The sequence below is a fragment of the Nostoc sp. DedQUE08 genome, from assembly GCF_034530895.1.
Taxonomy (GTDB): domain Bacteria; phylum Cyanobacteriota; class Cyanobacteriia; order Cyanobacteriales; family Nostocaceae; genus Nostoc.
The window spans coordinates 78,697-101,804 of sequence record NZ_JAVRCD010000027.1 but is presented as its reverse complement, the minus strand read 5'-3'; the positions used below and the strand labels follow the sequence as shown (position 1 = coordinate 101,804).

Below are 23,108 nucleotides of genomic sequence, written 5' to 3'. Positions count from 1 at the left end.
GATATTGCTGTTTACGCTGCTTGATTGAATTAAAAATGGATAAAGTCGAGCTAAAAGAGGACTAAACAAGAAATTTAGTTTAGTCCTCTTTTAGAGGACTTTCGCTTATCAGCCCGGAACTTTAGTTCAGGGCGGGACATTTGCTCAGTGTGGGACTTTCACTTGAACAGAAATATTGGGTGGGTAGGATTTTTAGAGATGTGTGTACACCGTAGCCGACACGAAGAGGGGAGAAAACCCTAATTTCTCGTTGCTCCTCCCTTTCCCCGTGGGAGAGGAAAGTTGTCCGGGAGAGGTTCATCGAACTCACGTTAAGGCAGGCTATTCTTGAGCAGGAAAGGCAAAGGCGAGGCAAGATAGAAGCGCAATGTGAGATTTCATTTATTAATAAAGATATAGCTACGGCAAAACTTGTGTGTACACCGTAGCTTTGTAGGAGAGAGAAATAGAACAGAGGTTTCAAATATCTTTAACAGGGCATCAAAGCATCAAATCTCCCTATTACTGCCATATCTTCTTCATCTAACTCCGCCGGTATCCCACTGCGAATCAATTCCGAAAAGTCTTCATTGGGAATCATCACAGTCAACGTGTACAAGCGAGTAGAACCAGTATTTTTAATCAAATGAGTACCAGTGGGAGGGACTAATAAACTATCTCCAGCTTTGATTGTGGCACTCTTGCCGTCACATATAGCGATCGCTTCCCCTTTGAGAACAAAAAACATTTCCACCGCCCACTGATGGCGATTTGGGGGCGTTTGTCCACCAACATCAAAAATTTCTATGCAGCAAGTCAAAGAAGTATTAGCATTTGTCGAATCGAAAATAATTGCTAATCGATTAGAGGCGTCGGGACTGATGCGATATACTTGGTAATCTTTGCTAGATTTGATAACCGGAATTACACAACGAGTAGCGTACATTTATTTATCCCCTCTGAAGTTATCGATGGGTATGAAAATTCCTAAAATCTGAGTCTTGAATATTAACTCCTTACTCTTGTACAGACGCGATTAATCGCGTCTTTGATCGCTCCTCACCATTTTGCAGCGCTGTTAAAATTTCTTGCGAGTCAGTAACAAAACCGAAGCATTGTTTGACATTGTACAATGTCGCCAGCCAGCAATATTCAGGAGAAGTGGTAGCGGTGCAATCTTTAACCAATACGCAGTCATATCCTAAGAAGTTGGCATCACATAACGTGGTCAGCACACATTGATCGGCATTAATACCAGCAAAAAATAATGTTGTCCTTCCCAAATTCCGCAAGATACTATCTAAAGGTGTATCCCAAAACCCACTCATGCGGTATTTATCCACACGAATATCTTCGGGTATCTGTTCTAGCTCGTCTACTACTGCCGCAGCCCAACTACCTGCCATAAGTACTCTAGCACCATTGCTTGGTAGTGGATCGCCCAATCCCACACCTTCCCCTGTGGGATTATAGACGTGGCGCGAACTAGCACTAATATTGAGCAAGTCGGGACGATTACCCCAATTTATCCAAATCACTGGAACGCCAACCTCACGCAGTTCTGGAAGTAAGTTATTCAAAGGTTCAATAGGCTGACGCGCTGGAGTTACGTCCACACCGATATGCGCTAACCAGCCATCAGGGTGACAGAAGTCGTTTTGCATATCAATGACGAGGATAGCAGTCTTTGCCAAGTCTAGGCGCAGGGTTTTAGTTTCTGTTGATAAGATAACGGGTTGTGGGGTCTTTTGAGGACGAGTGATATCTGCGATCGCATCATTCACTGTCCACGCATTTGGTGCAACTCCCAATGTCCGTAATGGTAAATTCATAAAATTGCAATACCCAACACCATTTTCTATTTTGTAACTTGAAATTCAGTTGAGAATACAATTACTTAATCAAGGTTAAAATTGATCAATTGCGGCAATAATTATTTAACCGTAGTCAATGGGAGACCAAGCGCAAGTCTGAAACCGTCGCGCAAATTTAAGCACATTATCGCACAGTTATGGGGTTGTAAAATACAAGTAGACACAAGAAACACTATAAAATAATAACAAGTTGTTAAGCTTAAGACATCATGCGGAGTGAGCATTAAATTATCACTTAGTGATTTATGTGCAACATTTCAAGAATGTACACTTTGGACAAACAACATTATTAAAGATAGTCTGTCATCTCGTTTAGGCATCCTTGAAGAAAGTATCACTGATATAAACTTGGTAACAATTGCGCGAAAGCACAGCGATTTTATCCTGACTAAGAAATTCAGTCGTAGAGAAGAAGGATCACAAAGTGGTGCTGACTGGTTATGGTGCATAGGTGAACCTGGTGCTTGGTTATCCTTATTAGTTCAAGCAAAAGTTGTTAATCCAGATACTTCGACTTGTCGTTTTCTTAACTATCGTTCAGGTGAGCAACGTCGCCTGCTGCTAAATTTTGCACGTCATTACCGCTTGTTTCCTCTCTATTGTCTTTATTCCCAAATTACTGATGAACTTTATCCCCCCAGTAAATCATTACCATCTTTGTCGAATGTTGATTCTTTAGAATAGGCTTGTTCTTTAGTCATTCCTAAATTTATAAGAAAACTAGTTGAGCAGAAGCATAATAAGCAGATCGATTTACTAAAATATGGAATTCCTTGGACATATCCCTTTTATATGGCTGCGACAAATAGTGACCAAAAACTAGCTCATAGTTTAGCTGAAGCGATGAAAAAGATACGTACTGAATTTGAATCTGTTGACTCATCGGGGATGTATATTCAGTTGTTGGATAACTCCTCAAGTAAAGCCAAGAAGCAAAGTACTACGCGAATCAGATGGGAAAATCCAGAACCGTTGCTACTTGTTACACCAAATCTGCCTAGTGTTGCATTACGACTTTTAAAAGGAAAGATCAGTGCTGTGAAATCACCTGTTGCTGGGCTAAGTATTATATCCACTGTGCCTATTGATGCAGTGCTACAAACATATAGGTATTAAAGAGATATACAACAAATCAAACTTTGAAACTTCTCGAAAAGCTCTTGAAATATTAGGTATTTTGGACAAGGAACTAATATTTAGTTCTGCTGGAAAAGATTTGGCTATTGAAAAAGACAACAAACGTAGAGAAGAACTTTTTCTTCAATTCTTTCTTGACTATACGCCCTATGGTCACTACCTTGAAAGTATTTCTCACAGTAATAATTTATCTACTACAGAAACACAAACTATAAAAGATTATTGGTGGAAGCATGGATATGGCTCTTCTGCGAGTAACCGTGATGATGGAGTTGTTGTCTTTGGAAAACTCCTCTCGTTGACGGGACTTGGTAAATTTATAAATGGCAGGAGAGGACAGCCATCGCGTATCGAATGGAGTCAAAATGCGAAATCTTTAATTGATGCAGCATGTAATTCTGATAAGTCTGATTCAACGTTAGAAGAAGAGTCTTCAGGTCTTGATTCTGAGCAGATAGATGTGATTGATTCTACGCCAGTTTTCAAGGATCATTCATCGGTCAGCCAGACACCTGCTGCTGAATCTAAATCTCATATCGAGCTACCGTCCTTGCGGGGTACAACACTGAGTGTTATACCGACTACTATTTCAATTAATGTTGACATGAGTGAATGGGATACCAGCAAAATCATTACCTTCTTCAAAGCTACTCACGGAATTTTTGACGATGATCGAGAATCTGACTTATCAACTACCTGCTCACAAAGTATCAGTGAGTCTAGTGATGGATATAGTAATTCGTAGTTCCTATAGTAAAGCCAACCTAGACTCTTTGGAAAAATATACAGGAAAAAGCAAGCCCTATGTCAAAAGTGCAGTTGATGCGGCTTGCTTACTTAGAGGTTGTTTGAAAAGTGGTTGGCTGTGATTTTAGGCACTAACCGATCCCCCCTAGCCCCCCTTAAAAAGGGGGGAACCGGAATCAAAGTCCCCCAATTTATCGGGGGATTTAGGGGAATCTAGAACGTTTTGTTACCGAGAAGAAAACTTTTCAAACATCCTCTTAGAATGATAGACAACCAAGATAATGGTTATTTTGCCACGGTCAAGCAATGCTCTGAGTTGCTTACTGCTAAACCTTCTGAAGAGTTGAAGATTGCTGTATTTAGAAAGTGGCTTCAAGCATGGGAGCCTTTTATTCTTTTTCTTCGTCACTTAGCGATAGGAGATAGCCTCGAAGTATCAGCTAGGAGGCTAAGTTCTTTTTACTCTTTTAATAAGGATATTAAAGCAATTTTCGAGTTGCTAAGTCTGTGGGCTAAGACCTGCAATTTAATTGATGCTAAAGGATCTTTAATCATCAAAGAGTATGAATTAGAGGTAAAAGAGCTAACAGAAGATTTTTCTAGAGATTTGCTAGATGATGTAGGAGTAAGACTTTACTTAAACAGAGTCCTTGGTGATGAGGTCTTCCAATGGCTTACCCACAGTGAACTTGAGGAATTGGTAGCTAGTCTTCTTACTTATCAAGATAACCCAAGAAGTGCTATCGAATGTTCGGGAAGAGCTTACGAGGATATTTTGAGAAGGCTTTCTATTGAAATTGGAACTATTGACGTAAAAAAAATTGGAGCAAAGTCTGGCATTTCAGAATTAGCCAACGGTGTTTTGTATGCTTACAGGGATGATTTGGGAACTGCTTATAGTTTCATTAACACTAAACAACGTGATATCTCACAAGCAATCGGATCTATTCGTAATATGGCAGGCCATAGCATGGAAGCCAAATCTATGGAGCGATGGGAACTAAGTTCAACCGCAGCTATTGGCAAAATACTGACAACTATCTCATCAATAAGAAGTCTTTTCCACTACATTAAGTACAGCAAGTACTTATTCTAGTCAGGTATCGTGACTATTATTAAGTAGTGGCACAAGCTAACATTGCATTTGTTGAACATTTTAAAATAATTGGGTATTTGAGCGATGTCTACGACGGGCTACGGCTACGCACCACACTTGCTCATTGCGTTTGGATTAGAGTCAATGATGTCGTTAGGCATGAGAGCTTGATGAATAGAGAGAGGCGATCGGTGTTAGCTTTAAGAGCAAAGTGTTGTACGAGAGCAATTCACCATGTCGTCAGCAGCAATTACCACCGTAATCAAAATGATGGAATCTTTACCCATTGAGGTGCAAGATCGGATTGCAGAGCATCTGCGAGAGTACATTCATGATCTGCAAGATGAAATCAGATGGAATGAATCGTTTCAGAGAACACAATCAAAACTTATTACTGCTGCTAAACAAGCCAAACAAGAAATTGCAGAGGGACAAGCTACTGCAATGAACTACGACCAGCTATGAAGTCAGCAGTACTTCCTTCCTTTTGGTCTGAGTATCGACAGTTGAGCAGCGAAATTAGGCAAAGTGCCAGGAAAGCATATAAGCTGTGGGCAGAAAATCCATTTCACCCGTCTTTACATTTCAAGTGCATCAACAATCAGGAAGGGATTTGGTCAGTGAGGGTAACGCGAGGCTGTCGAGCACTTGGAGTTTTGGAACAAGACACAGTGACATGGTTTTGGATCGGTAGCCATGACAATTATGAGCGTTTTTTTGGGTGAGTCTGTCAGCAACCCGACACGTCACAGCGATCGCTTAGAGATTATATAGCAGTTCTCAGTTGAGTGCAGTACAGACCTAACCCCCAACCCCTTCCCTACTAGCGTTGGGGAGTAAGATTCAAAGCCTCTCTCCTTTTAGGAGAGAGGAATGGAAGTGAGGTCAAAAATGTACTGCACCTAAGCGAAAACCGCTATATCCTGGGTGTTCGATCTTATCTATCACCAGTTATCTTGGTCGTTATGTCGTTGTATTTATCTTTATATAGTGAGTAAATTTCAGGATTGGTTCTGGGAAATCCAAGAGTGCAGACAAGGCCCTCACTACTACTTCAGTGCCACTTTTGCTTTGTCTGATGCTGAACGCCTTGCGGCTTTGGTGCGCCAGCATCCACTGTCTGGCTTTAAACATTGCCACTTTGTTGGCAAATTAATCAATGCGCCATGTGGAAACTCCAATACTCCAGGTTCTTACGATTTGTATGTTGACCAGAGCAACTATGCTGAAGTAGTATCGGGTATACAAAGAGATGAACCTATAGTTACTGTTGCACACTATGTCTGGCAAATTATTGGTGTTTGCGATCGCAATTTTGGCATCGAGTCTGGTTATGGCGGAATAACTGGCACAAATAACCAAACTGACACTTCATTGATTGTAGCGCTGGCGCAGTCACCAGAACTCACCTTAGTTGATTGGAGAGTCGTTTCTGGGGGAGACGGTTACGCATTGGTGTTTTTTAGAACTGGCACATCAGCCGCAGAATTGCTTGCTTACTTGCAGATGCAGCCGGAAAAGCCTGACTTCACGCAAATAGAAAGAGAGTTACGTTTAGCTTTATCATATCCAGCATTGTCTAAAATTTATCGCTTGGGCGAGTGTAAAATCAATGGTTGGCAGCTGGAAGCGATCGTTTTGCATAATATTGAAAAAACCACAAGCAGCTATGGTGGCGAAGGATGGGACATGACACCACACACCAGTGAGCTTTCTAAAGTCGCCCAAACTGTTAGCGATAAGTGCAAGGTTCCGGGTTGTGCAGGAGGGGCTGCACACGCACAAAATGACTTCTATACACTCATTGGCAGTCATCTTAGCTTTGGCTACCCGCGCCAAGAAGCGTAATTTTAAATCGGAATTTGAATCACAAATTCTGTACCTTCTCCCTGTAGGGAATTAACATCTAGAGTACCGCCATGTTTTTCTACAATAATTTGTCGGGCGATCGCTAATCCTAATCCTGTACCTTTACCAACAGATTTAGTTGTAAATAAATGGTCAAAAATCTTTTGTTTGACTTCCTCAGACATTCCCATCCCATTATCTTGAATGTAAATTAAAACTTGATGCTTATCTTCACTCAAACAAGTTTTAATCTCAATTTTATTATTAATGTCGTGAAAATTATGTCCAATATTGGACTCCTCTAAAGCATCAATGGCATTTGCCAATAAATTCATAAATACTTGATTAAGTTGTCCAGGAAAACATTTTACTAAAGATATATCACCGTATCTTTTTACAATTTTAATATCTGGATGTAATTCTGATGCTTTTAAACGATGCTTCAGAATCAAAATTGCACTGTCGATACCATCGTGAATATTAAAAGCAACTTTATTTTCTGTATCTGCTCTGGAAAAGGTTCGCAAACTATTGCTAATACTCCGAATTCGATCGATACCTACTTTCATCGAAGAAATCATTTTTGGCAAATCTTCTCGGATATATTCTAGGTCAACTTCGGCAATTTTTTCTTCAATTTCTACACCCGGATTTGGAAACTTTTCTTGATAAAGCTCGATGAGGTTAAACAAATCTTCGACTAAATCAACAGCAGGTTGAATATTACCTGCAATAAAGCCTACAGGGTTATTAATTTCGTGGGCTACACCTGCAACTAAATTACCTAATGCTGACATTTTCTCACTTTGCACCAGTTGTAGTTGCATTTGTTTTAAATCTGTAAGTGAGTGTTCTAATTGTTGGGCATTCTCTTGCGATCGCTGATAGAGAGAAGCGTTTTCTAAAGAGATGGCAGCTTGTGAACACAATAGGTTGATTACTTGCAATCTATCATGAGTAAACACTCCAGCAATTAGATTATTTTCTAAGTAAAGGATGCCGATTAACTTCCCTTGATGGAGAATTGGAGTACACAGCAAACTCTTCGGTTGTTGTCTGATAATGTAGGAGTCGGAGGTGAAGGAATTGTTCGCAGTTGCATCATCTATTACCAATGTTTCTAAGGTGCGTTTGACATAGTTAATTGGAGTCAGAGGAATATCTTGGCTGAACTCAATGGGAATAGATTGCAGAATAGTTGGCACTTGCTGAGATGTTGCGATTGCTTCAATCACCCAAATATTATCTTTAAGTAAAATTAAAGCAGATTTTTTCGCTCCAGTATTCTCCATTACCACTTGCATTAATGTAGAGAGCAACTTCTCTAAATGAATTTCGCTAGACAGTGCTTGAGAGGCTTTAAGAACACTTGCTAAATCTAAAGCATCTGAAATACTGGCGCTGCTGGATGAAATTGTCGTATCAGCAGTAAAAGTAGATAGGGACATGTTATGGAGAGTAGATGCTATTTCTGTAGGATTAAGGCGAATTGTTTCCCATTGCAGAATCTGGGCGAGTAATTGAGGATAACGTTTTTCTAAATCATAGACTTTGGCTTTAGCGCCCCAACGAACATAGCAGTAGTAAGCGTTTATCAGATAGGTTTGGGCAATTTGCTCTTTACCCCATCCCAAATAAAATTTGGCAGCGAGTTCGTTAGCCAGAGCTTCTTCTTGAATATATTCATTTTCTTTAGCTCCCTGAATGGCGCGATTATACATTTCCATTGCTTGAATATATTCGCCGAGAATACGATAGCGTTCAGCCTCCACTAAATGAAACTTATGTAAATGATTCATCGGCGCATGATGCGCCCAGTTCTGCATTTTTTCCTGATTTGCTGTAACCTTTTTGAGAATGAATACTTGCTTATCTTCAGAAGCATCATAATATACGGCTAATTGGCTCAGAGAATCATAGAAATGAAATAGAGCAAAAATAATACTTCCAAGAAGACTTTCTAAATAATTCTGTACTAAGTCAGCATTTTCAATAGCATGAGTATACTCAGCAAATAAATAACAGAGAACCAATTTATTAAAATGCAACGAACAAATCATAGTTTGATCGTTGCCTTGGATATGAAGCGGCAACATGATTTCTTCATTGTAAGCATCACCGATTAAGCGGCAAGGGTTTTGATTTTTTGAGAGTAAGTTAAGCACTACTTGCCGATAAAGTTCATTTTTATGTAAGGATGGTTCTTGACGAATTTGTGCCAGTCCTTGACTATAAGTTCCTATTTCCTGTGCTAGAGAAGATAATTCTTTACCAGCAAAATATGAACTCAAAGAATAATTACATGCACAGTAACCTGCAAATTCTAAATCTCCTGTTTCAACCCCGCTATAATAAGCTGATTGTATAGGAAGTAAAAGTTCATTAAGATGCTTCTTCCAATGATTCAAACAGCCATAAACAATCATATATGTTTTAGCAATGAATTCTTTAGCATTTAATTTATCTAATAGTTTTAGACTTAGTTGACCGAATTGATAACCTGAATCAATATCTCCTACAATCCCGCCAAGAATCAGCCCATAAGATGAATATCCATAAAGCGAATTAGCGGTATTTCCATAATTGAGGGATAAATTAACTTGTTTAAATAATATTAAGGGATAGAGTTCTGGGATAACTAGATAAGCGGCAGCAGCAATATTTGTCAAAATATTCATGGCTGCTAACTTATCTGGCTCAGTCATTACTTGTAACTCTAGTAACCCTTCAATAGATTTACCATCTAAAGCTAATTGTGTCTCCTGTAGTCCGCGGTTAATATCTTCTGGTGTTGGCTGTTCGGGCAGTTCTATTCCCAATATTTTGAGAACATGGAGTCCCGTTTTTATAGCTTCCCCCATTCTGTTTTGTGCTACCTGAGATAAAATTCTGACTTCGTAGGCTTTGACTCGATCTATCAGTGTTTTGCCATGTTGTAATATTACTTGTATACATTGTTCCGTCTGTTCAAAATCACCGTTAAGATGGGCGACTTCGGCAGAGATTGAGTACAGTTTTAAAGCCAAGTCATACTGATGTTGCCAACAATCTTCGGTGAGTAACTTAATTCCAAAATTTGTGTATTCTACAGCGGCTTCATAAGCAGTCGAAATTTTGGCTTTATGACTTGCAGTTAGATTTAATTTTGCCAGTTCTTCTCGTTCCTCTGGTTGAGTAATTAATTCAACTCCTAAGTTGAACTGATTGACTAATTTAAACAAATGTTCTTCGCGTTCTTCAAGCGAGATATTCCTCAACATTAATCGCCCAATTTTGAGGTGTACTGTCTGCTTTTGATTTTCAGGAATTAGAGAATAAGCAGCTTGTTGAACGCGATCGTGTAAAAATTTGTAGGAGCAGGAAGTAGAATTGAGCATTGAGGAATCAGAAGTAATTATAGATTCTTCTAATTCCTGTTGATAAAACTTGTAAACTTCAGTGGTGGGTATGATTAAACCTTCTTGCAAAGCTTTCCATAAGTCTATTGCTGTATCTGATAGAGATTTTTCATAGACAATTGCGAGAGTTGCTAGGTCAAACTGATTATCAATAGAAGCTGCAAGCTGCAAAACTTTTTGAGTTGCTTCTGGTAACTTCTGTAACTGAAGCACCATAAACTCTACCACATCCTCAGTAAATGCTAATGCTCTAACCTGAGCAAGATCGCACTGCCAATGACCGATATCAAAGTTATAGTTAATTAACTTCTCTTCGTGCAGAAACTTGAGAAACTGATTAGTAAATAAGGGATTGCCTTGAGTTTTTTGATATACTAAGTCTGTGAGAGGTAGAGCAACCTCTAAGTTAGATTTTAGAGTATCAGTAATTATATGATTTAAATCTGTATGATTGAGAGAAGCTAAAGTAATAGTATTAAAATTTGCCCCATTTTTACGAATTTTTGCTAAGGTTAACATCAAAGGATGTGCTGGATATACTTCATTGTCTCGATAAGCACCAATAACTAACATATAGTGAATTTCGCTTTCACTAATTAGTAATTGCATAAACTTTAGAGATGCTGAATCTGCCCATTGTAAATCATCCAAAAATATTACTAATGGGTGTTCTTTGGTTGTGAAAACCTGAAGAAATTTTTGAAACAGTAAATTGAAGCGATTTTGTCCAGCAATCCCTGAAAGTTCAGGTACTGGTAGTTGTTGTCCAATAATTTTTTCTAGTTCGGGAATAACTTCAATAATTACTTGAGCATTTTCACCCAAAGCTGTCATAATTTTGGCTTTCCATTGTTCGAGTTGGGCATCGGTTTCACTCAGTAATTGCCCCATCAAATCTCGAAATGCTTGGACAAAAGCTTTTAAAGGAATATTGCGTTGAAATTGATCGTATTTTCCTTTGATAAAATAACCCCGTTGTCGCACAATGGGTTTATGAACTTCGTTAACAACGGCAGTTTTTCCAATACCAGAGAAACCTGCTACTAAAATCATTTCTACCCCCCTTAGTCCCCCCTTAGCAAGGAGGGATTCAGGGGGGTTAGCGACTCTATCAAATGCTGCGAGTAAGCTTTCTACTTCTGCTTGCCGACCATAGAGTTTTTCTGGGATGATGAAGCGATCGCAAATATCACGCACTCCTAACTCAAAGACATCAATCCTGCCAGTTTCTCGCCACTGACGCCAACAAATTTCTAAGTCATACTTCAACCCCAATGTACTTTGATACCTATCTTCGGCGTTTTTTGCCATCAGTTTGCCAATGATTTCAGACAGAATTGGCGGAATTTCAGGATTGAGACTATGTACCTGTGGAGGAAGCTTTGCCAAATGACAATACACCAACTCCATCGGTTCATCAGATTTGAAAGGTAACTCTCCGGTGAGGAGTTCAAAAAAGGTGACACCCAAGGAATAAAAGTCGCTGCGATAGTCAATTCCCCGGTTCATTCGTCCAGTTTGTTCGGGAGAAAGGTATGCTAACGTCCCTTCTAAAATATTTGGATTAGTCAGAGTTTGCGTTTCTCTAGAAAGTAAGGAGGCGATACTAAAATCGATCAGTCTTATATCTTTTGTGGCAGGGTTGATCAAAATGTTAGCGGGTTTGATGTCTTTGTGAATCACCCGATTGTGATACAGTCCATCAAGAATGGAGACAATTTGCAAAGCAATGTGAAAAAATGTCTGCAACCCATCAGTAGTTCTCCCCATCCCCCCATCTCCCCACCTCGCCATCTCTTCTTGGAGAGAAATCCCTCCCAAATCTTCCATAACTAAGGCATAGCTGTTTTGATAGTTCTCCAGGCTATAAGTTTTGATAATGCCGTCAATGTCTAGATTTTTGGCAATGGTGTACTGATTGCGGAACCGCACGAGTTCATAAAATGTCGGATACTCACGTCGCAACAATTTAATTACTACTGGTTTTTTATCTGATTCTCTAATGCCGCGATGCACTAGGGTTTTAGATCCCGAATAAATTAGTTCATTTATTTGATAACCGGTCAGTGCTACCATAATTCTCTTTTCCCTCCAAGATTAATTTTTTCTTGTTTACATTGGTTGTTCCTATTAATACAAATGTGCTTAAGGTTTGGGAAGACCGTTTTGTAACAAGATATGAATGTGCGTAGGTGTAGCCCGTCGTAGACATCGCTAAATTCTTATTTACAGCATCAAAACTCTAGTAATTGGCTACAAAACCCCAAAAAACGGCAGATTTTGTGTATGCTCTGTGACTAAGTGCCTTAACAATACCTTCCGGGAGTAAACATGGAACGCGCTATCTCTGCGTTGGGAATTTTAGTTTTTCTCAGTATATCCTATGCCTTCTCTGTTAATCGTCGTGCAGTGCGTTGGCGCATAGTCGTATGGGGTTTGGGATTGGAATTTTTGTTTGCACTTGTGATTCTTAAAACTCCTTGGGGTTTAAATGTGTTTAAATCTCTGGGAGATATTGTCGGTCAATTTTTAGCCTTTTCTGATGTTGGGGCAAAATTTGTCTTTGGAGAAAATTTTAAAGATCATTTTTTTGCTTTCCAAGTGCTACCGACAATTATCTTTTTCTCTGCTTTCATCAGCGTCTTGTATTACTACGGCATTTTACAACGAGTCGTAAATGTGATGGCGTGGGTAATGATGAAAACAATGAAAACATCGGGTTCTGAATCTTTATCCTGTGCAGGTAACATCTTTTTGGGGCCAACAGAGGCGGCGCTGATGGTTAAACCTTATATAGCGAATATGACGCAATCAGAACTCCATGCCGTGATGACGGGTGGTTTTGCCACAATTGCGGCGGGAGTACTAGGAGCGTATCTTTCCTTTGGCATCCCAGCAGAACACCTGATTGCTGCTTTCTTTATGACTGCTCCCACATCGTTGGTGGTATCAAAATTACTTTACCCAGAAACAGAAATATCAGAGACGACTGGCAAAGCAAAAGCGTATATAGAAACCAATTATGTAAATGTAATTGATGCTGCTACCACCGGAGCAATTGAAGGCGTGAAGCTAGCAGTTAACGTTGGGGTGATGATTATCGCCTTTTTGGGATTATTAGCTGCCCTGAATGCACTTTTGGGATGGTTGGGGGCATTTGTGGGCTTACAACAACTCTCATTACAGTGGATTTTGTCTTTTCTCATGGCTCCCGTGGCGTGGCTAATGGGCGTACCTTGGGCCGATTGTCGGCAAGTTGGGGCTTTATTAGGTACAAAAACAATCCTCAATGAGTTTATTGCTTTTTTGGATTTGAAGGCACTAATTGAAAATGGAAAAATCTCTCAACGGGCAGTAATTATTACAACTTACGCATTATGTAACTTTGCAAATATCGGTTCAATTGGCATTACCATTGGCGGCATTGCGGGGATAGCACCCAATCGCCAGCATGACTTAGCTCGTATGGGTGTAAGGTCAATGATTGGCGGATTGTTAGCGGGTTTTATCACCGCTTGTATTGCTGGGGTGTTGATTTGAAAAAGTTAGAGAGACGCGATAAATCGCCGTCTCTACTCTTAATTTATCCATCAATTATTTATCGTAAATTCAAGGGTTCAAGACCCCGACCATTACACGTAGTATCAATTGAGTTGGGGTTTAAATCCCCGACTCCAACTGTCTTTAATTTTGAAGTAATGAGTAATAAGTAATGGGTATTACTCATAACTCATAACTCATAACTCATAACTCATTTATTGACATACTACTCATCTGTAGAGTATAACTGTTGGGCATAAAAACGGGCATACCGTCCTTCCTGAGACAGGAGGGAGGTGTGAGTACCAGCTTCAACTATTTGTCCTTGTTCGATTACGAGAATGCAGTCAGCCCGACGAACGCTGCTCAAGCGATGGGCGATAATAAACACGGTACGATTTTGCATCACTCGCTCTAGTGCTTCTTGAACTAGCGCTTCTGATTCAGAATCTAGGGCAGAGGTAGCTTCATCCAGGATGAGAATTCGAGGATCGTTAGCAACTGCTCTAGCGATCGCTAATCTTTGGCGTTGTCCTCCCGATAGGTTAACTCCACGTTCGCCTAACCAGGTATGATAACCCTGAGAAAACTGGGTGATAAAGGAGTGGGCGTTGGCAATCTCTGCCGCTGACTGAATCGCTGCTAAATCTAATTTTTCCTGACCGTAACCGATATTTTCTGCGATCGTCCCTGAAAAAAGGGTAATATCTTGGGGAACAATGCCAATTTGATGGCGCAAACTGGTGAGTGTGACATCACGGATATCAAGATCGTCAACCAGAATTTGACCCCTTTGAGGGTCATAAAAGCGAAGTAAAAGGTTAATTAATGTCGATTTGCCAGCTCCAGAAGAACCAACTAAGGCAATGACATCACCAGGAGAAGCGCCTAAGCAAAGATCCTTAAGAACTGGCTGGTCGGGATTGTAGGCGAAATCGACATGACGATACTCAACCTTGCCAACAACTCGTGGCATTTCCTGAGCATTCGGTTTTTCGCTGATGCTAGGTTCCTTCGCCATCAGTTCAAAGATCCGTTCCACAGAAGCTTCGGTCTGTTTGTACTCGTTGTAATTGCTAATCAACAAGTCGATTGGCTGAATCAGTAAAGCCACAGCAGCTAAGAAACTGATAAACCCTTGAGCTGTCAGCTGATTCTGAGAAATCTGCCATCCTCCTAATAAAAACAGCAGCATAATACTAACTGCTTCCAAAAAACCGACAACGGGAAACTGAATCGATTTGAGTTGTAGAGCGCGATACTTAGCTTGGCGATTGATTTCTGCTTCTTTATTGAATCGCTTCACTTCATATTCTTGGGCTGCAAAAGCTTGAACAACGCGAATCCCACTAAATACTTCAGTTAGCATTGCCGATAAATTGGAAACTTGATTTTGGCTCTGGCGAGATAGCACAAGCAATCGCTGACCAAATTGCCCGATTAACCAAGCCATTAAAGGAGCCAAAATCAAACCCGCAAGAGTGAGGGGCCAATTCAGGTAGAGCATGTAAATGGGAATTGCAATTAACTGCAACAAATTGGAAAGAAACTGATGAGATAACTTGTCTACAATCTCGCCGACGCGATCGATATCTTCAGTCAAGCGATAAGTTAAGTCTCCCGTCTGTGTGGTTTCAAAGTAATCTAATCCAAGTTTGTGCAGGTGGGCATAAACCCGCTTACGCAAGTTTAAAACCATGTTCAGGGCGGCAGCGATCATAAAGACATTCTGCCCGTATTGACAAAGCCCTCGAATCAAAAATACTAAAGTAGCTAGTCCGAGCCAGTAGGCAATCTGGTTTACATTTCCCTGGCCAAGATAAAAAGCGACCTGACCTGCTAAATAGGGTACTGCTAGGGTAAATAACACAAATCCTAAGATACAAGCCAATCCCCGGATTAACAGCAGCCATTGGGGCCAAAGATAAGGCAACAGTTGCCAGTAACTAGAGCGGACTTTCATAAGTAAGTAAGAATTCAGGAGTTAGGAGTTAGGAGTTAGGAGTTAGGAGTTAGGAGTTAGGAGTTAGGAGTCAGGAGTTAGCAATAAAGGTTACTATGCTGAGGGCAGGAGGCAGAAAGAATACTGCCCTCAACCTTCTACCGCGACCAAAGGGAGTAAGGGTTTAAGCCCCACTCCAAAATCTCTGATTTGGTGTCCTGCAATACAGTGTAGGCTTCTCTTTCAGAGATGCTCCGCGAACAGACCTACACTGTATTGCGACCTTCTGCCTTCTGCCTCCTGCCTCCTGCCTTCTTCACGAGTCAGAATTGAGGTGCATTACGGCGTTAGCCTACCACACCATGTTACCCAACCGTGCTGACTCCTGAATTCTGGCGCAATTTCTACTCAGTTTCTCCTAGAGAGTTTAGTATAAAGCGGGCAATTCTCTCAGATGCGCCGGGTGGGCCAAATCGCTCAGGGCCATTTTCTTTGCACTTAGCGAGGTAGTCTGAATCTTGTAAAGTTTCAACGACTCGTTTCGCTGCTTGCTTGAGAATCTCAGGGGTTGCTGGCTTAGTGCCGATGGTTTGGGCAGAAATACCCAACAGCCGCGTTTGCGCTTCTGCAAATTGATAGGTAAATTGAGGGCCTTCTCCGGGAATCTGGATAATCGGTTTGCCGATCGCTACAGCTAAATCCACTGCCAACCCTGCCATCCCAATAACGAGGTCAGAGTAATATACGATATCACTGAAGGCATCTGAGTAACATCTCACTTCTACAAGCGGTGATTCCTCAGCAGAACTTCCTGGAGGAGAATAGGTGAGGATGCCTTGATTCAGTTGCCAACCTTGACTTTGAGCAATGTCGTCTAATTGCGCCATCAAATTTGGTACTAAGGCGGCGCGAAACTGGAATCCTGAAGGCATCACCTTGGCAATTTCTATCACCAGTTGCAACTGCAAACTGAAATTTCGCGCGGCTTCCGGCATCCGCGATCCTGGTAAAAGTGCGATCGCCGGAATGTCTGGTTTTAAGTACAAGTCTTTACCAGTGGGGACAAGGCGATCTAAAGCTGGAATCCCACCAAACTGAGCCTTAGCTATACCTTGCCGTTGGAGATCGAAAGCCGTATAGGAATCTCTAGTAAAAACTGTCAGACATCGAGAAGAATTCAGGTCGTGCCACAGCAGTGGATTGATCCGCAATCGCCCTTCATAAAGGGCAGAAAGACAAGAGATAAACGAAACGAAGGGACGCTTTGTTAAGTAAGCAAATGTTTGGGAGATAAAATCCCCAGTAGACATAATTAAATCGCAGTTGGGAGCATACTGCAACACCGCTTGTAATTGTCGCCACGTTAACCCAATCAATCCCGATTGAAAATCTTTCAGCAAATAGAGGCGTTTCATGTAAAAGAATCCGCCGGAGGGCATTGTTTGTGTGGGCCCAATAATGGGAATATCCAAGCTACGGTAAGCTTTTCCTTCTCCCACAATCGGCATTGCCGCCATCTCAATTGAAGGACACAATTGGCGCAGGGTTTGAATAACATGAGAGGTGTGGTTGTCCTCTCCGTGGCCGTTACTGATAAACAAGATTCGCTTAGAAGGCATCTTGGGGTTTGGATAGGTCTAAAATGCTTGTTTGGTGAGATTTTTAACCTACATTGGGTGAGTAGGCTAAGAGATTGATAGTATTTTTACTATTGAGAGTTTGTAATTTTATAGACAAATCTACAAAGTTACTTTTTTAGGTGTCAACCGGAATGGAATTACTGCTAATCCCTGTTTTTGCAAAAGCTAATCTATCAGAGAATACAGTATTGGGAGTACAAGCGCTATGGGTACGTCGATCTGAGTTCATAAATTGAACGAGCTATTTTAAGTAACGATCGCAATCAGACAAGGCAACAGAAGAAATGATTTGTTGAAAATCTATCCCCTTGTCACCAAATTCTCTTATCCTTTTCAATGACGACAAAGTTATAAAAAAGTTGTATTGCAATCATCATCTGACCCCTTGGGTGTTCGACATAGAATCAATTTCATCTACTGTCGAGCTATTTTTTGCTGGTTTTAGTCACTGAGCAAATATCCCGCCCAGAACTAAAGTTCCGGGCTGATAAGCGAAAGGCTTCTTTTAGAGGACTAAACAAGAAATTTAGTTTAGTCCTCTTTTAGAGGACTTTGGTTATGAGACTCGGAATAAATTCCGAGGCGGGATAGATACACTGCACCAACACTTGTGTGTACATCGTAGCTCCTGGTAGGAGAGGGGCTGGGGGAGAGGTCAAAATAGCACTCGTTGAACTCCTAAGAAATAAGGCAGGAGGCAGGAGGCAGGAGGCAGAAGGAAAGAGGATTTGACTTGTTTCTTTCGCCCTTCCCGCAGATGCGCCTCCTTGGAGACTCACGTTAAAATTCAAATTTTTTGTAGATATTCAGGTGGCACATTATCGACTAACCAAACACCATTAGCAGAACAATAGAAGATGTAACCTGCCTGGTGCATTGCCGCAGTATTTACAGCAAAAACCACTGGTTTTCCATGCCTTGCACCAACAGTTTCTGCTGTTTTTATATCCTTTGACAAATGGACATGATGCCGCGACATTTTGCAAAGTCCTGTTTGCAGAATTGACTCTACAGATTTGTGTCCTGTGCCGTGATAAAGCTCATCTGGAGGAACAACAGCTTCTAATTGTAAATCGACTTTTACACTATGTCCTTGGTTCGCACGAATCAGATTACCTGTAGAATCATAAGAAAAGCGTTGCTTCTCGTTGAATTCAACTACCATCTGTAATTCCTGGCGGGTAATCGGAAACTTGTTTTTGGCACAAGCAGTAAGTAAGTCATCAACAGCAACCCAACCGCCAGGAGCAAGTTTAATGCCAATGGTATCCGGTGTATGTCGCAGATATTTGCTGAGATATTTGCTGATTTTGACGAGTCGAGAATCATTCATTTGATTAAGTAGTCATTGGTCATTGGTCATTGGTCATTTGACTCTCATGTTGCAGTTTGATTGTGGTTAATATATTTATACTACAATTATATTTTTTTGTAGCACATAATTTTTATTGATGGTTTTATTTGGTGTAAATTGACAGAATTTGTCTTCCGATCATGGCTAATGCCACTCCAACGATCGCAATGAGTGTTACTTTGCCGCCAGGAACGAGTGGTTGATTTGTGCTATCTGAGTTTTCACGTTGCTTCCAACTCATTAACGCTGGAATAATTCCACCGAGAACTGAAATACTAAATGTTCCAGTGTAATCTAGGGCAGTAAAAAAGATGCTGGGGTTAAGCGTTCCGAGAGTCATCGGCGGGAAAAGAACCAGGGAATAGAGGGGTAAGCGGCTAGAAAGTTGCCACTGTGCAGGTAGAAAAATATCTTTGAACAAATCCAGCAACCCGTACACAAATCCAATGAATGAGGTGACGATCGCAAACTCTGAAAAAATGGATACTAATACTCCTAACCATTCCCCCGCGCCACCTGCTCGAAGAATTTGTAGTGGATCGAAAACACTTGTACCGCCAGAGGTACTATGTAGCATATCGGGACTGACGCTTCCTAAAATTACGGCATTCCACGCCAAGAACATAATTAGAGGAATTACAGAACCAATAAAGATAGACTGACGAATTTTGCGGGCATCTCCTTCGAGTTGCGTCACAACCAATGGCACAACGTTTTGGAAAAACAGTGCCACAGACATCACTGAAATGGCACTACCGAGCGCACTCCAGTTTTGAAATAATAGTTGGGCACTCTGAATATGCCTTCCTCCCAAAAATAATAGTCCTAAGAAGGAAACAATGACAATTCCGACAAAGGCGCTGTTTAATTTCTCAATAAACTTTTCTCGCCCAAGATACATAATGCCACCAAACAAGAGCGTGAAAGCCATTGTGCCCATCCACATCGGCAATATCTGCATACCCCAAACTTTTGCCGCCGCCGTTCCTAAAATCTCTCCGCCTTCGGTGATGTATGCCACCAACAGAGCATAGTGCATGAATAAATATGCACCGCCAGCAATTCGCGCTCCCACCTTACCAAGGATTTTCTCAACAATTCCTAAAAAACCTATACTTGAAAGCCCTTCTGTTCGCATCGTGTTTAAGGTAACTTCTGCAACCAATAACCCCGAAACTAAAGCGTAGAGCCAAACAGCAATCAGTCCAGATGTGGATGGTACAATACCCGATGGCAGGGTAACGGCTGGTAGAGCCAGAATCCCAGCCCCAACAGTAGTTCCTGCAATCAATGCAGTACTTCCTAATACACTACCCGGTTGATGATTGAGTTTTTTTCCATCAAATTCCAGATGAGAAAACAACCGAGTAACTTGCTCTGAATTTTTTAGAACGGTCTTTATGGAAACCATAGTGAATATCCGTACCTAAACCAAACAATATTAACATATGTTAACTTTATTCGTAAAAGCCCTGATGTTCCTGGTTTTTCAAGCAAATTTTTTTGGAAAATAAGCGATCGCCATTTCATTATCAACACAATTTTTGGATTGTAAATGTCATTTGTAGCACTTTATTAATGAAATAGACCACGCAGGAAAAAACATTTTCCCTGTATACAGAGGATGTTTTAAATAAACGAAACTATTTCCTAACTTATCAATATTAAAACCTGAAGACATTATTAGGAATTAAACAAAAATGGCAATTTTAACTATTCGTTTACCAGACGATAAGCATAATAGATTGAAGCAACTTGCTCAAGCCAAAGGCATCAGTGTTAATAAGTTGATTGAAGAACTTTCAACCATAGCTCTAGCAGAATTTGATGCCCATACAAGATTTAAAGCAATGGCTGCAATTGGCAACCCAGAAGAAGGATTAAGAGTACTGGCTAAACTTGATACTCTGACAGAATAAAGCTGATAGCGCGATGATGCGAGCAATAACTGGAGGCGATCGCTCGTATCAATCCCATATCAAGGGTACGAGCGCCTATATTAACCGCATCATCAAAAGTGCGTAGGTGTAGCCCGTCGTAGACATCGCTAATTTGGCAGCGAAGTGTGCGTAGAAGCTTTGCTTCTTGTCGCCAGACATCGCTTGAGAAAATAAGCTAACTTGAGAACAGCCTTTATATGCAATACTTCCAAAACTTGGAGGTTTTTCCAATGAAATGGACACTTGAAGAAGCCAAAGCACAGCTACCTTCCATAATTAATGCTACAAGTCTTGAACCTCAGCTAATTTATACTCAAGAGGAATTAGTGGCTGCAATTGTAGACCCTGAGCTTTTTAAAGAATTTTTAGACTGGCGGCAAAAAAATGCTAAAACATCTCTAGCTCAAGTCTTTAAAGAACTTCAGCAGTTATGTAGCGAAGAAAACTATAGCTTAGAGATACCACCACGAAGCGATCGCGACAATCCTTTTACGGAAGAATAGGATGAGCCATCTTTGTGACACGAATATAATTAGTGAATTAACTCGCCCAATACCAAATCCAGGGGTGACAGAATGGACTGCTACTGTGACATCTATTAATTTAAGTGTGATTACAATTGAGGAAATTTATTATGGTTTAACAGCCAAGCCTAATGCTAGAATCCAAAACTGGTTTGAAAACTTTCTCTTCACTCACTGTCAAATTCTCCCCATCACCTCAGAAATTGCCAAGTGTTCGGGTGAATTGAGAGGTTTTTTAAGAACTCAAGGTAAACCGCGCTCGCAAGCTGATATATTTATTGCGGCAACAGCTAAAATACATTCTTTGACACTTATTACTAGAAATATTAAGGATTTTGAGGGTTGTGGTATATCCACGTTGAATCCATTTAATTGAATCTTTTTCCAATTTGACACATTTGCTAAGAATGCGTAGGTGTAGCCCGTCGTAGACATCGCTTATTTGAAACAGTTGGTAAGAATGCGATCGCCCACATCAATACCATTGACAGCAGTTGGGCGCGTAACTGTTGCAATTCTCCAATTTAATCAATCAGAGCGGTTAGAAGAACGGGACAGGTTGATTTGGGCAGGGATTATCAGCTAGCTCGTCTATTTTTGTTTGTATCCTTGTCCGTACTTTTATAGGTAATTTTTTAAGTTGTTTAAATGCAGTATTAGAAAATTAAATTTTATATTGATTCACTGGCTAATTCTCGTTTAACTTGCTCCCAAGGAATAGTGCCATTTTTATTAATATCTTCCTGTCCTTCATGTAAAGCTTTAATATCCTCTTCGTCTTCTGCTTTACGAATGTCTAAAAGTTCTATGACATCCTCTAAAGTATCTTCATAAGCTTGTTCTAATCGCTCATAAATAGCTTTGATTAAAGCTTGTTTTCTTGTTGTAGTTTCCATTTTTACCTCAATTCCAACATATAGGGACTTTAGCTTTAATAAAGTTACTATAGCCTATCACTATAATTTTACTGTATCAGCCGATCTGATAGCCGTTTAACTGAATAAATACCCAATTTACGTAGAAACTTTGCTGGTAATTTAAGTTTTCAATCCAATCCCACAGAAAACAATTTACCAACTTGCGCCAAATCTACATTTCCACCGCTAATGATGACACCAACTCTCGCTTCTGGTGCTGTCACCACACCTTCGAGTAAAGCAGCAGCAGCTAATACTCCAGTAGGTTCAACGACAATTTTCAGACGTTCCCACAAGAAAAACATGGTGCGAAGAATCGCTTCTTCAGATACCGTCACCATATCATCGACGTAATGCAGCACTAAGGGGAAAGTAATTTTACCAAGGCTAGGAGTCCGCGCACCATCGGCGATGGTATTAGGATTTTTGACTGTTTGCAGAGTTTTGGTGTGAAAGGAGCGGGTCGCATCATCGCCAAGTGCTGGCTCTACCCCAATTACTTTACAATTGGGTAAAAGGGACTTGGCTGCGATCGCACATCCTGAAAGTAATCCACCACCGCCACAACAAACTAATAGTAAGTCCAATTCACCAACTTCTTGGATCAGTTCTAAAGCAGTTGTCCCTTGTCCAGAGACTACATGGGGATGATCGTAAGGGGGAATGAGTGTCAAAGAGCGCTCATCTGCTAAATTTTGGGCTAATTCTTCTCGGTTTGTTTCTTGGCGATTGTACAAAATTATCTCTGCACCATAGCCACGAGTAGCAGTTTGTTTGACAACAGGTGCATCATCAGGCATGACAATAGTGGTGGGAATATTTAGTAATTGTCCAGCTAAAGCGATCGCTTGGGCATGATTTCCCGATGAATAGGTGATAACGCCTGTTTGTTTTTGTGCTACCGATAGTTGGGCTAGGGCATTGTACGCTCCTCTAAATTTAAATGCCCCTGTGCGTTGAAAGTTTTCGCACTTAAAGAATACTTGGTTATTGGTGCGATCGTTAACGATTCTAGATGTTAGTACAGGTGTGCGGTGGGCAATCCCCAAAATTCGCTTTTGTGCTGCTTGCACGTCAGTTATAGTAACGGAATTATGCTGTGACATTGATAACAATATTAAACATTCTTGCTCTTGTTTATATAGATACAGATTTTTATATTTGCATCTAAT

At 40.7% G+C, this 23,108-nt stretch carries 21 protein-coding genes; 11 read left to right on the top strand and 10 right to left on the bottom strand.

The window, feature by feature from the left end; genetic code table 11:
• Positions 1-469 precede the first annotated feature (469 nt).
• Positions 470-925 carry a cupin domain-containing protein gene (locus RMY64_RS19105; protein WP_194042486.1) on the bottom strand — a complete coding sequence of 152 codons (456 nt, stop codon included), beginning with the start codon at positions 923-925 and terminating at the stop codon, positions 470-472.
• A gap of 70 nt (positions 926-995) precedes the next feature.
• Complete coding sequence (locus tag RMY64_RS19100; protein ID WP_322700848.1) at positions 996-1,811, bottom strand: cysteine hydrolase family protein; 816 nt, start codon at positions 1,809-1,811, stop codon at positions 996-998.
• A gap of 258 nt (positions 1,812-2,069) precedes the next feature.
• On the opposite strand from RMY64_RS19100, the gene RMY64_RS19095 reads away from it, so the two are divergent.
• From RMY64_RS19095 to RMY64_RS19070, 6 genes are all read left to right on the top strand, one after another.
• On the top strand, positions 2,070-2,537 hold the full coding sequence (locus tag RMY64_RS19095; RefSeq protein WP_322700847.1) for a hypothetical protein: 468 nt from the start codon (positions 2,070-2,072) through the stop codon (positions 2,535-2,537).
• Between the two features lie 108 nt (positions 2,538-2,645).
• The gene (locus RMY64_RS19090) at positions 2,646-2,969 is read left to right on the top strand and encodes a hypothetical protein (protein ID WP_322700846.1); all 324 of its coding nucleotides are present in this window, start codon (positions 2,646-2,648) and stop codon (positions 2,967-2,969) included.
• Complete coding sequence (locus RMY64_RS19085; RefSeq protein ID WP_322700845.1) at positions 2,941-3,735, top strand: hypothetical protein; 795 nt, start codon at positions 2,941-2,943, stop codon at positions 3,733-3,735. Before RMY64_RS19090 ends, RMY64_RS19085 begins: the two co-directional genes overlap by 29 nt.
• 264 nt (positions 3,736-3,999) lie before the next feature.
• Positions 4,000-4,833 carry a hypothetical protein gene (locus RMY64_RS19080; protein ID WP_322700844.1) on the top strand — a complete coding sequence of 278 codons (834 nt, stop codon included), beginning with the start codon at positions 4,000-4,002 and terminating at the stop codon, positions 4,831-4,833.
• Between the two features lie 234 nt (positions 4,834-5,067).
• On the top strand, positions 5,068-5,298 hold the full coding sequence (locus RMY64_RS19075; protein ID WP_322675137.1) for a hypothetical protein: 231 nt from the start codon (positions 5,068-5,070) through the stop codon (positions 5,296-5,298).
• A 462-nt stretch (positions 5,299-5,760) separates the two neighbouring features.
• Complete coding sequence (locus tag RMY64_RS19070; protein WP_322700843.1) at positions 5,761-6,681, top strand: hypothetical protein; 921 nt, start codon at positions 5,761-5,763, stop codon at positions 6,679-6,681.
• A 2-nt stretch (positions 6,682-6,683) separates the two neighbouring features.
• On the opposite strand, the gene RMY64_RS19065 is transcribed toward RMY64_RS19070, so the two are convergent.
• Positions 6,684-12,155, bottom strand: coding sequence for an AAA family ATPase (locus RMY64_RS19065; RefSeq protein ID WP_322700842.1), 5,472 nt, complete (start codon positions 12,153-12,155; stop codon positions 6,684-6,686).
• Positions 12,156-12,410: 255 nt separating this feature from the next.
• Between RMY64_RS19065 and RMY64_RS19060 the strand changes: the two genes are divergently transcribed.
• Positions 12,411-13,619, top strand: a complete 1,209-nt coding sequence (locus RMY64_RS19060; protein ID WP_322700841.1) for a NupC/NupG family nucleoside CNT transporter — start codon at positions 12,411-12,413, stop codon at positions 13,617-13,619.
• 226 nt (positions 13,620-13,845) lie between these two features.
• On the opposite strand, the gene RMY64_RS19055 is transcribed toward RMY64_RS19060, so the two are convergent.
• The 4 genes from RMY64_RS19055 to RMY64_RS19040 form a co-directional block, all read right to left on the bottom strand.
• Positions 13,846-15,582: an ABC transporter ATP-binding protein gene (locus tag RMY64_RS19055; protein WP_322700840.1), complete on the bottom strand. Its 1,737-nt coding sequence runs from the start codon at positions 15,580-15,582 to the stop codon at positions 13,846-13,848.
• 383 nt (positions 15,583-15,965) lie between these two features.
• Complete coding sequence (locus tag RMY64_RS19050; RefSeq protein ID WP_322700839.1) at positions 15,966-17,180, bottom strand: lipid-A-disaccharide synthase-related protein; 1,215 nt, start codon at positions 17,178-17,180, stop codon at positions 15,966-15,968.
• Between the two features lie 808 nt (positions 17,181-17,988).
• Positions 17,989-18,534 carry an RNA 2'-phosphotransferase gene (locus tag RMY64_RS19045; RefSeq protein WP_322700838.1) on the bottom strand — a complete coding sequence of 182 codons (546 nt, stop codon included), beginning with the start codon at positions 18,532-18,534 and terminating at the stop codon, positions 17,989-17,991.
• 124 nt (positions 18,535-18,658) lie between these two features.
• A complete protein-coding gene (locus RMY64_RS19040; protein WP_322686301.1) occupies positions 18,659-19,966 on the bottom strand; it encodes an amino acid permease in 1,308 nt (435 codons plus the stop codon).
• A 289-nt stretch (positions 19,967-20,255) separates the two neighbouring features.
• Between RMY64_RS19040 and RMY64_RS19035 the strand changes: the two genes are divergently transcribed.
• The gene (locus RMY64_RS19035; protein WP_322700837.1) at positions 20,256-20,474 is read left to right on the top strand and encodes a toxin-antitoxin system HicB family antitoxin; all 219 of its coding nucleotides are present in this window, start codon (positions 20,256-20,258) and stop codon (positions 20,472-20,474) included.
• Positions 20,475-20,549: 75 nt separating this feature from the next.
• Here RMY64_RS19035 and RMY64_RS19030 read toward each other — a convergent pair whose 3' ends face one another.
• Positions 20,550-20,738, bottom strand: a complete 189-nt coding sequence (locus RMY64_RS19030; protein WP_322697085.1) for a hypothetical protein — start codon at positions 20,736-20,738, stop codon at positions 20,550-20,552.
• On the opposite strand from RMY64_RS19030, the gene RMY64_RS19025 reads away from it, so the two are divergent.
• From RMY64_RS19025 to RMY64_RS19015, 3 genes are all read left to right on the top strand, one after another.
• Positions 20,726-20,998, top strand: a complete 273-nt coding sequence (locus RMY64_RS19025; protein ID WP_322700836.1) for a prevent-host-death protein — start codon at positions 20,726-20,728, stop codon at positions 20,996-20,998. The two genes, RMY64_RS19030 and RMY64_RS19025, sit on opposite strands and share 13 nt — an antisense overlap.
• A 1-nt stretch (position 20,999) precedes the next feature.
• Positions 21,000-21,395: a type II toxin-antitoxin system VapC family toxin gene (locus RMY64_RS19020; RefSeq protein ID WP_322700835.1), complete on the top strand. Its 396-nt coding sequence runs from the start codon at positions 21,000-21,002 to the stop codon at positions 21,393-21,395.
• 66 nt (positions 21,396-21,461) lie between these two features.
• Positions 21,462-21,605, top strand: coding sequence for a hypothetical protein (locus RMY64_RS19015; RefSeq protein ID WP_322686297.1), 144 nt, complete (start codon positions 21,462-21,464; stop codon positions 21,603-21,605).
• 85 nt (positions 21,606-21,690) lie between these two features.
• On the opposite strand, the gene RMY64_RS19010 is transcribed toward RMY64_RS19015, so the two are convergent.
• Complete coding sequence (locus RMY64_RS19010; RefSeq protein ID WP_322700834.1) at positions 21,691-21,915, bottom strand: hypothetical protein; 225 nt, start codon at positions 21,913-21,915, stop codon at positions 21,691-21,693.
• 149 nt (positions 21,916-22,064) lie between these two features.
• On the bottom strand, positions 22,065-23,042 hold the full coding sequence (locus RMY64_RS19005; RefSeq protein WP_322700833.1) for a threo-3-hydroxy-L-aspartate ammonia-lyase: 978 nt from the start codon (positions 23,040-23,042) through the stop codon (positions 22,065-22,067).
• Between the last annotated feature and the right edge of the window lie 66 nt (positions 23,043-23,108).

What these genes read in the sequence shown, in the direction of transcription:
- RMY64_RS19105 (WP_194042486.1), bottom strand. Translation starts at nt 925, where the DNA reads ATGTACGCTACTCGTTGTGTAATTCCGGTTATCAAATCTAGCAAAGAT.
- RMY64_RS19100 (WP_322700848.1), bottom strand. Translation starts at nt 1,811, where the DNA reads ATGAATTTACCATTACGGACATTGGGAGTTGCACCAAATGCGTGGACA.
- RMY64_RS19090 (WP_322700846.1), top strand. Translation starts at nt 2,646, where the DNA reads ATGGCTGCGACAAATAGTGACCAAAAACTAGCTCATAGTTTAGCTGAA.
- RMY64_RS19085 (WP_322700845.1), top strand. Translation starts at nt 2,941, where the DNA reads ATGCAGTGCTACAAACATATAGGTATTAAAGAGATATACAACAAATCA.
- RMY64_RS19080 (WP_322700844.1), top strand. Translation starts at nt 4,000, where the DNA reads ATGATAGACAACCAAGATAATGGTTATTTTGCCACGGTCAAGCAATGC.
- RMY64_RS19075 (WP_322675137.1), top strand. Translation starts at nt 5,068, where the DNA reads ATGTCGTCAGCAGCAATTACCACCGTAATCAAAATGATGGAATCTTTA.
- RMY64_RS19065 (WP_322700842.1), bottom strand. Translation starts at nt 12,155, where the DNA reads ATGGTAGCACTGACCGGTTATCAAATAAATGAACTAATTTATTCGGGA.
- RMY64_RS19060 (WP_322700841.1), top strand. Translation starts at nt 12,411, where the DNA reads ATGGAACGCGCTATCTCTGCGTTGGGAATTTTAGTTTTTCTCAGTATA.
- RMY64_RS19055 (WP_322700840.1), bottom strand. Translation starts at nt 15,582, where the DNA reads ATGAAAGTCCGCTCTAGTTACTGGCAACTGTTGCCTTATCTTTGGCCC.
- RMY64_RS19050 (WP_322700839.1), bottom strand. Translation starts at nt 17,180, where the DNA reads ATGCCTTCTAAGCGAATCTTGTTTATCAGTAACGGCCACGGAGAGGAC.
- RMY64_RS19045 (WP_322700838.1), bottom strand. Translation starts at nt 18,534, where the DNA reads ATGAATGATTCTCGACTCGTCAAAATCAGCAAATATCTCAGCAAATAT.
- RMY64_RS19040 (WP_322686301.1), bottom strand. Translation starts at nt 19,966, where the DNA reads ATGGTTTCCATAAAGACCGTTCTAAAAAATTCAGAGCAAGTTACTCGG.
- RMY64_RS19035 (WP_322700837.1), top strand. Translation starts at nt 20,256, where the DNA reads ATGGCAATTTTAACTATTCGTTTACCAGACGATAAGCATAATAGATTG.
- RMY64_RS19025 (WP_322700836.1), top strand. Translation starts at nt 20,726, where the DNA reads ATGAAATGGACACTTGAAGAAGCCAAAGCACAGCTACCTTCCATAATT.
- RMY64_RS19020 (WP_322700835.1), top strand. Translation starts at nt 21,000, where the DNA reads ATGAGCCATCTTTGTGACACGAATATAATTAGTGAATTAACTCGCCCA.
- RMY64_RS19010 (WP_322700834.1), bottom strand. Translation starts at nt 21,915, where the DNA reads ATGGAAACTACAACAAGAAAACAAGCTTTAATCAAAGCTATTTATGAG.
- RMY64_RS19005 (WP_322700833.1), bottom strand. Translation starts at nt 23,042, where the DNA reads ATGTCACAGCATAATTCCGTTACTATAACTGACGTGCAAGCAGCACAA.